General features: G+C 42.1%; 6 protein-coding genes. 1 reads left to right on the top strand and 5 read right to left on the bottom strand.

Annotated elements, in window-relative coordinates; all coding sequences use genetic code 11:
• The 5 genes from FTU75_RS17040 to FTU75_RS17020 all read right to left on the bottom strand — a co-directional run.
• The coding region (locus FTU75_RS17040; RefSeq protein WP_249680400.1) for a GTP-binding protein at nucleotides 1-232 on the bottom strand (232 nt) is incomplete at its 3' end.
• 93 nt (nucleotides 233-325) lie between these two features.
• A complete protein-coding gene (gene fusA / locus FTU75_RS17035; RefSeq protein WP_111885035.1) occupies nucleotides 326-2,461 on the bottom strand; it encodes an elongation factor G in 2,136 nt (711 codons plus the stop codon).
• Nucleotides 2,462-2,592: 131 nt separating this feature from the next.
• Nucleotides 2,593-3,063, bottom strand: a complete 471-nt coding sequence (rpsG, locus tag FTU75_RS17030) for a 30S ribosomal protein S7 (protein ID WP_005011815.1) — start codon at nucleotides 3,061-3,063, stop codon at nucleotides 2,593-2,595.
• Between the two features lie 178 nt (nucleotides 3,064-3,241).
• Nucleotides 3,242-3,616 (bottom strand): 30S ribosomal protein S12, encoded by a 375-nt coding sequence (gene rpsL / locus FTU75_RS17025; RefSeq protein ID WP_000246374.1) that lies wholly within the window; start codon nucleotides 3,614-3,616, stop codon nucleotides 3,242-3,244.
• Between the two features lie 155 nt (nucleotides 3,617-3,771).
• Entirely contained in the window at nucleotides 3,772-5,232 is a 1,461-nt protein-coding gene (locus FTU75_RS17020) for an EcsC family protein (protein ID WP_180116535.1), read from the bottom strand.
• A gap of 273 nt (nucleotides 5,233-5,505) precedes the next feature.
• On the opposite strand from FTU75_RS17020, the gene FTU75_RS17015 reads away from it, so the two are divergent.
• On the top strand, nucleotides 5,506-6,735 hold the full coding sequence (locus FTU75_RS17015; RefSeq protein ID WP_180116534.1) for a beta-ketoacyl synthase N-terminal-like domain-containing protein: 1,230 nt from the start codon (nucleotides 5,506-5,508) through the stop codon (nucleotides 6,733-6,735).
• Nucleotides 6,736-6,758: the final 23 nt, after the last annotated feature.

The following is a 6,758-nucleotide window of genomic DNA, read 5'->3' as shown; positions in this document are numbered from 1 at the left end:
CGTAGTGACGGATTGGAGAATCGTATTCTACGTGTGAAGTATTAATTGTAATACCACGTGCTTTTTCTTCTGGTGCAGAGTCGATTGCAGCGTAATCTTTCGCTTCACCACCGAATTTTTTTGCACATACAGTTGCAATTGCAGCTGTTAAAGTAGTTTTACCGTGGTCGACGTGACCAATTGTACCCACGTTAACGTGTGGCTTATTACGTTCGAACTTAGCCTTAGCCATGAGATCTTCCTTTTTAAACTACTCATGCAGGGATACTGCATGAGCATTTGGTTTTTAACTATGAATTAGTTTGGGCTTATAGTAATCGAAAGATTACTCGTCGTCACCTTTTTTACCGCCAGATTGGAACTTAGCGATGATGCCTTCAGCCACGTTACGTGGTGTTTCAGCGTATTTAGCGAATTCCATAGAATAAGTCGCACGACCTTGAGACATAGAACGCATATGAGTTGCGTAACCAAACATCTCAGAAAGTGGAACTTCTGCACGGATAGCTTTAGTACCACCAGGTAAATCGTCCATACCTTGAACAAGACCACGACGACGGTTTAAGTCACCCATGATATCGCCCATGTAGTCTTCTGGAGTTTCTACTTCAACTTTCATGATAGGCTCAAGAAGAACAGGATCTGCTTTCATGAAACCGTCACGGAATGCGTAAGAACCAGCCATTTTGAACGATAATTCGTCAGAGTCGACGTCATGGTAAGAACCATCGAACAATGTCGCTTTGATGCCAACAACTGGATAACCAGCTAGGACACCATTCTTCATACGTTCTTGGATACCTTTGTCAACCGCACCGAAGAATTCTTTAGGTACTACACCACCAACAACTTCTTCAGCGAACTCGTAATCTTTGCCAGCATCTTCAGCAAGTGGTTCTAAACGTACGTATACGTGACCAAACTTACCTTTACCACCAGTTTGACGTACGAACTTACCTTCTTGTTCAACTGATTTTTTGATCGTTTCACGGTAAGCTACCATTGGTTTACCAATGTTCGCTTCAACGTTGAATTCACGCTTCATACGGTCAACAATAATGTCAAGGTGAAGCTCACCCATACCAGCAATAATTGTTTGACCAGATTCTTCGTCAGTACGTACGCGGAATGATGGATCTTCTTTCGCCAAACGACCTAAAGCAACAGACATTTTTTCTTGGTCAGCTTTAGTTTTAGGCTCAACCGCAAGCGCAATTACTGGCTCTGGGAATTCCATACGCTCTAGTGTAATTACATTGTTTTCATCACATAATGTATCACCAGTCGTAGTATCTTTAAGACCTACACATGCTGCGATATCACCCGCACGAATTTCTTCAATATCGTGACGGTCATTTGCGTGCATCTGTACGATACGGCCAACACGTTCGCGCTTCATTTTAACTGGGTTATAGCAAGGGCTACCTGCTTTAAGCACACCAGAGTAAACACGTACGAATGTTAAGTTACCTACGAATTTGTCGTTCATGATTTTGAACGCAAGCGCAGAGAACGGAGCATCGTCAGACGCTTCACGAGAACCTTCAGTTTCGTCTTTGTCGTCAAGGATACCCTTGATCGCTTCAACGTCAGTCGGCGCAGGTAAGAATTCAATTACAGCATCCAACATACGTTGAACCCCTTTGTTTTTGAACGCTGAACCACAAAGCATTGGTTGAATTTCATTCAACAATGTACGTGCACGTAAACCTGAAACGATTTCTTCTTTAGTTAACTCACCTTCTTCAAGGTACTTGTCCATGAGTTCTTCTGATGCTTCCGCAGCAGCTTCAACCATGTTAGTACGCCATTCGTTAGCAGTATCAACTAATTCAGCAGGGATTTCGCCATATTCAAACTTCATACCTTGAGACGCTTCGTCCCAGATAATCGCTTTCATTTCGATTAGGTCAACAACACCCTGGAAGTTTTCTTCTGCACCGATTGGAACAACGATTGGCACTGGATTACCACCAAGACGTGTTTTAACTTGTTCAACAGCACGGAAGAAGTTCGCACCAGTACGGTCCATTTTGTTCACGAATGCAATACGTGGAACTTTATATTTATTTGCTTGACGCCATACAGTTTCAGACTGAGGTTGTACACCACCTACAGCACAGTAAACCATGCATGCACCGTCAAGAACACGCATAGAACGTTCAACTTCAATAGTGAAGTCTACGTGTCCTGGGGTATCAATTACGTTAATACGGTGCTGTTCAAATTGGTTACCCATCCCTTTCCAGAAGCATGTTACTGCCGCTGAGGTAATAGTAATACCACGTTCTTGCTCTTGTTCCATCCAGTCTGTAGTTGCAGAACCTTCGTGAGTTTCACCAAGTTTGTGACTCTCACCTGTGTAGAACAAAATACGTTCTGAAGTGGTAGTTTTACCAGCATCAATGTGCGCAGAGATACCAATGTTACGATAACGAGAAATTGGGGTTTGACGAGCCATGATTTCTAGCATTCCTAAATTTTGTTGTTTAAAACAGGACGCTTTAAGCTGCATAGCAACTTAAAGCGATTCGATGACAAAACAGTGACAACTGATTTGTCACCCTCCTGAATAGGGGCTGTTTTATCCGCTTAGAAACGGTAATGAGAGAAGGCTTTGTTGGCTTCAGCCATACGATGCACATCTTCACGTTTTTTGATCGCTGCGCCTTTACCTTCAGCTGCATCAAGCAACTCACCAGCAAGACGTAAAGCCATAGTTTTTTCAGAACGCTTAGCAGCAGCATCTACTAACCAACGCATAGCCAAGGCAGTACGACGGGATGGGCGTACTTCCATAGGCACTTGGTATGTAGCACCACCAACACGGCGTGCTTTTACTTCGACCATAGGACGAACTTTTTCAAGAGTAGTCTCGAAAAATTCAACTGGGTCTACTTTAGATTTTTCTTGAACGCGGTCTAAAGCACCGTAAACGATACTTTCAGCAATAGATTTTTTACCATCTTGCATTACGTGGTTCATGAATTTAGCGATTGTTTGGCTGCTGAACTTAGGATCCGGAAGGATTTCACGGGCAGCAACTACGCGACGTCTTGGCATTTTAATACACCTAATAAATATGACACTTCAGGTTACTCCAGCAGGTGCACAAAGTGTCATGTGCTTTCGCTGGCCTTACTATACGTCGCTTGGAATTTTCACAAAAAATGCAGAAATCAGACAAGCGAGACGATAAAGGATTGCAGTTCTAAGGAACTAAGAAGCCAATCTTTTCAGATTATTTCTTAGGACGTTTAGCACCGTATTTAGAACGAGACTGGTTACGATCTTTAACACCAGCACAGTCTAAAGAACCACGAACGGTATGGTAACGTACACCCGGTAAATCTTTAACACGACCACCACGGATAAGAACAACACTGTGCTCTTGTAGGTTATGGCCTTCACCACCGATGTAGCTAGAAACTTCAAAACCTGAAGTTAAGCGAACACGGCAAACTTTACGCATTGCTGAGTTAGGTTTTTTAGGTGTAGTTGTGTAAACACGTGTACAAACACCACGACGTTGTGGACAAGCCTTCAACGCAGGAACTTTAGATTTTTCAACTAAAGTTGTACGACCCTTACGGATCAACTGATTTGTTGTTGCCATTTGGCAATTCTCCCGTTAATAAAAAGCCCCAAAAAATACTACTTTTTGAGGGCATGCAATTGTAAGCGAAGACTTAAAATTGGTCAACAATATACGATCATCGAAAACATTTATTCATCATGAGTTGCGCAATTTTTCACCCACAAATAAATAGTTTATTTTTCAGAAGAATCTGCTGATTTTTTTGTAACTTTATCTACGGCTGCTGTTTTGGCTTTACGCGGCTTAGTTTTGGGTGCAGCTTTTTCCACTGGGACATCCTCCTGCTGTACAGATTCCAACACCTCAAACTCATCTTTTTCAGCTAAAGCAGGTTTTTGCGCAGCCCCGAGTACATGAGGCTCAACAACTTTCTCCGCAAGTGCCTCCAAACCTTCTGAGACTTTTTGTTCCTGCTCTACTTCCACTTCGGCTGCATCAGAGTTTTTAACTTGTGCTTTTTTGATGACTTTTACTGCGCGGATACTCTCATGACCTGTAACATCTATGGTCTGATCTAGTACCGGCTCAGCCAAATCAATATCTTTCGCCTTAATACCTTCTAGTAATTTAGGTGTTGCTTGAGCAAGCAACTCAAGAGATCGCTCATAGGCATGTAAAGGTGACAAGCTAATATCCTGATGCTGCAAAATATATTGGCGCGCATTAGAAAAGACTTGCTGTGCCTTCTGATTCACTTCATCCACTAAACGGCGACTATACACCACACTTACACCAACACTCGCCACAGGAGATAATCGTGATAGCTGATTTAACAATGAAACTTTTGGCATTTGATTGAGCCATGCCCACTTAAACTGACCATTTTCATCTAGTACATATTTTTTCAATGCTGCTGCATCAGTATCTGAACCCACCAATTGCTGCAATTGATGTAAATCACTATTTTGTAGCGTACTACTCAGAGCTTTTATTGCCATAAGCAAAGTTTGTTTTTCTGCAATTAAACTCAAGTCGACCTGTTTAAAAATAAACTGAACAATATCTTGGTCACTTTCTTTGCTTAAGTCGAAACCATAAGAACGTCCAACTTGATAAATCACTCGCAGAGTCATAATCAGTGAAGCAGGGATATCAATACTTGAACCAATAACACCTGTCGCACCTGTTAAAGCCCCTTGAATCGAAGCAATCCATTTATTTTGTTCGCCCAAGGCCTGACTAATACGACGCGAACGATCGACATCTTGTGTCAACTCTTCTAAATCACGCACACCAGCTTCATCAAGCACCGCATCCACAGATGAAATATCCGAACTAAAACGATTCAATCGATCAAAAAGATAGTCAGAAATCTTGTCGCTAAATTGGGGGGCAACAAAATTGGCTACATTATTTACGGTATTAAAGTGTCGACCGAATAACTGTCTAGAAACATTCGGAACGTGTTCACGCAGGATTTGCTGTGGATTATCATATTTTTTCACATCAAATACGCTCGCTTGCTTTGACTGACCCTCCAAGGTTTGACCATTTTTTTGAGGTTGAATGACCTTAGTTACGGATTCTGGTGCGACATGATTAATGATGGACACCCCAGTAGAACTGAGCTTTTTAGCCACTCCAAAGGCGTTTGAGAGTAGACCTGCCGTTGGTTTATTATTCGTTTTCACCATTCCCTACCTCATTAAAACTATTCTTGAAATTATTGATAAATACTAGGTGTAGTCAAACTTTATCACAACTTGAATATGTATCTTTAAGTTAAGTTTTTTGCTGTAAAGTTGCAAATTAGCTCAGTCAACAATAGGCATAGGATTTGCCATAAGAATTCAAAAAGCTTTCTGCTATCATTATTCCAATCAAATTATATGAGTTCGCCTATTTAGAAAGTTTCCTTCGTATACTTTCAATAGCTTGCTCACACACTACCTATAAAGGATCTGTAGATGAAACGTGTTGTAATCACTGGTATGGGCATCAACTCATGCATTGGTAATACATTAGAAGATGTCACTCATTCTTTGCAAAACGGGATTTCTGGAACACGTTTCAACCCAAGTTATGCTGAACTTAATTTTAAAAGTCATGTCAGTGCGGCTGCAGAACAAAACTTTGACGGTATTGACCGCCGTTTAAAACGCTTTATGGGCGTATGCGCAATGTATGCATACAACTCAGCTTTGGCTGCGGTAGAAAATGCAGGCTTAACAGCAGAACAAATTGGCGGTAATCCACGTTACGGTATTGCGGGTGGGTCAGGTGGTGGTTCAACTGCATCTGTTGTTGAAATGAAAGAACTTCTAGACACCAAAGGTGCACGTAAAGTTGGTCCATTCTTTGTACCACGTAACATGACCAACACCATTACTGCAAACGTGGGTGTTGCATTTAAAATGCAAGGTATTGCACACACCATTACTAGCGCATGTGCAACATCTGCAGATGCCATTGGTTATGCATACAACCTGATTCAATTAGGCAAACAAGACTTAATGCTTGCCGGTGGTGGTGAAGAAGACCATTGGTCACAAAGTCTTTTATTTGATGCAATGGGCGCACTTTGTTCAAAATACAATGACACCCCTGAAACTGCTTCCCGACCTTACTCTGCTGACCGTGACGGTTTCGTGATCGCTGGCGGCGGTGGCTTTGTTGTACTAGAATCTCTTGAGCATGCTCAAGCACGTGGCGCAAACATTTTGGCTGAAGTTATCGGCTATGCAGCAAACTCTGATGGTGCTGACATGGTTGCACCATCTGGCGAAGGTGCGACGCGTTGTATCCTTATGGCTTTAGAAGAAGCTAAACAACATGGTGTAGATACCATCGACTATGTTAATACACACGGCACATCTACTCCGGCAGGTGATGTTACTGAACTTAAAGCAATGGAGCGTGCTTTCGGTGAAGGACAAGTTCCTCCACTCAGCTCGACCAAGTCGATGACTGGTCACAGCCTGGGTGCTGCAGGTGTACAAGAAGCGATTTACTCTATTCTGATGATGCAAAATGACTTTATTGCACCAAACATCAACGTGACTGAACTTGACGAAGGTGCAAAACCTTTTGATATCGTACTTGAAAAACGTGACGCAAAATTGAATACTGTGATGAGTAACAGTTTTGGTTTTGGCGGTGTAAACGCTTGCCTCGTTTTCAAAAAATGGGAAGCTTAATATAAAGTTTGCTGCTTTGGTGC

Origin of the sequence: Acinetobacter sp. YH12140 (genome assembly GCF_013418475.1) — a bacterium.
In the GTDB taxonomy this organism is placed as follows: domain Bacteria; phylum Pseudomonadota; class Gammaproteobacteria; order Pseudomonadales; family Moraxellaceae; genus Acinetobacter; species Acinetobacter amyesii.
This window is presented reverse-complemented; position numbering and strand designations above follow the sequence as displayed.

What these genes read in the sequence shown, in the direction of transcription:
- fusA (WP_111885035.1), bottom strand. Translation starts at nt 2,461, where the DNA reads ATGGCTCGTCAAACCCCAATTTCTCGTTATCGTAACATTGGTATCTCT.
- rpsG (WP_005011815.1), bottom strand. Translation starts at nt 3,063, where the DNA reads ATGCCAAGACGTCGCGTAGTTGCTGCCCGTGAAATCCTTCCGGATCCT.
- rpsL (WP_000246374.1), bottom strand. Translation starts at nt 3,616, where the DNA reads ATGGCAACAACAAATCAGTTGATCCGTAAGGGTCGTACAACTTTAGTT.
- FTU75_RS17020 (WP_180116535.1), bottom strand. Translation starts at nt 5,232, where the DNA reads ATGGTGAAAACGAATAATAAACCAACGGCAGGTCTACTCTCAAACGCC.
- FTU75_RS17015 (WP_180116534.1), top strand. Translation starts at nt 5,506, where the DNA reads ATGAAACGTGTTGTAATCACTGGTATGGGCATCAACTCATGCATTGGT.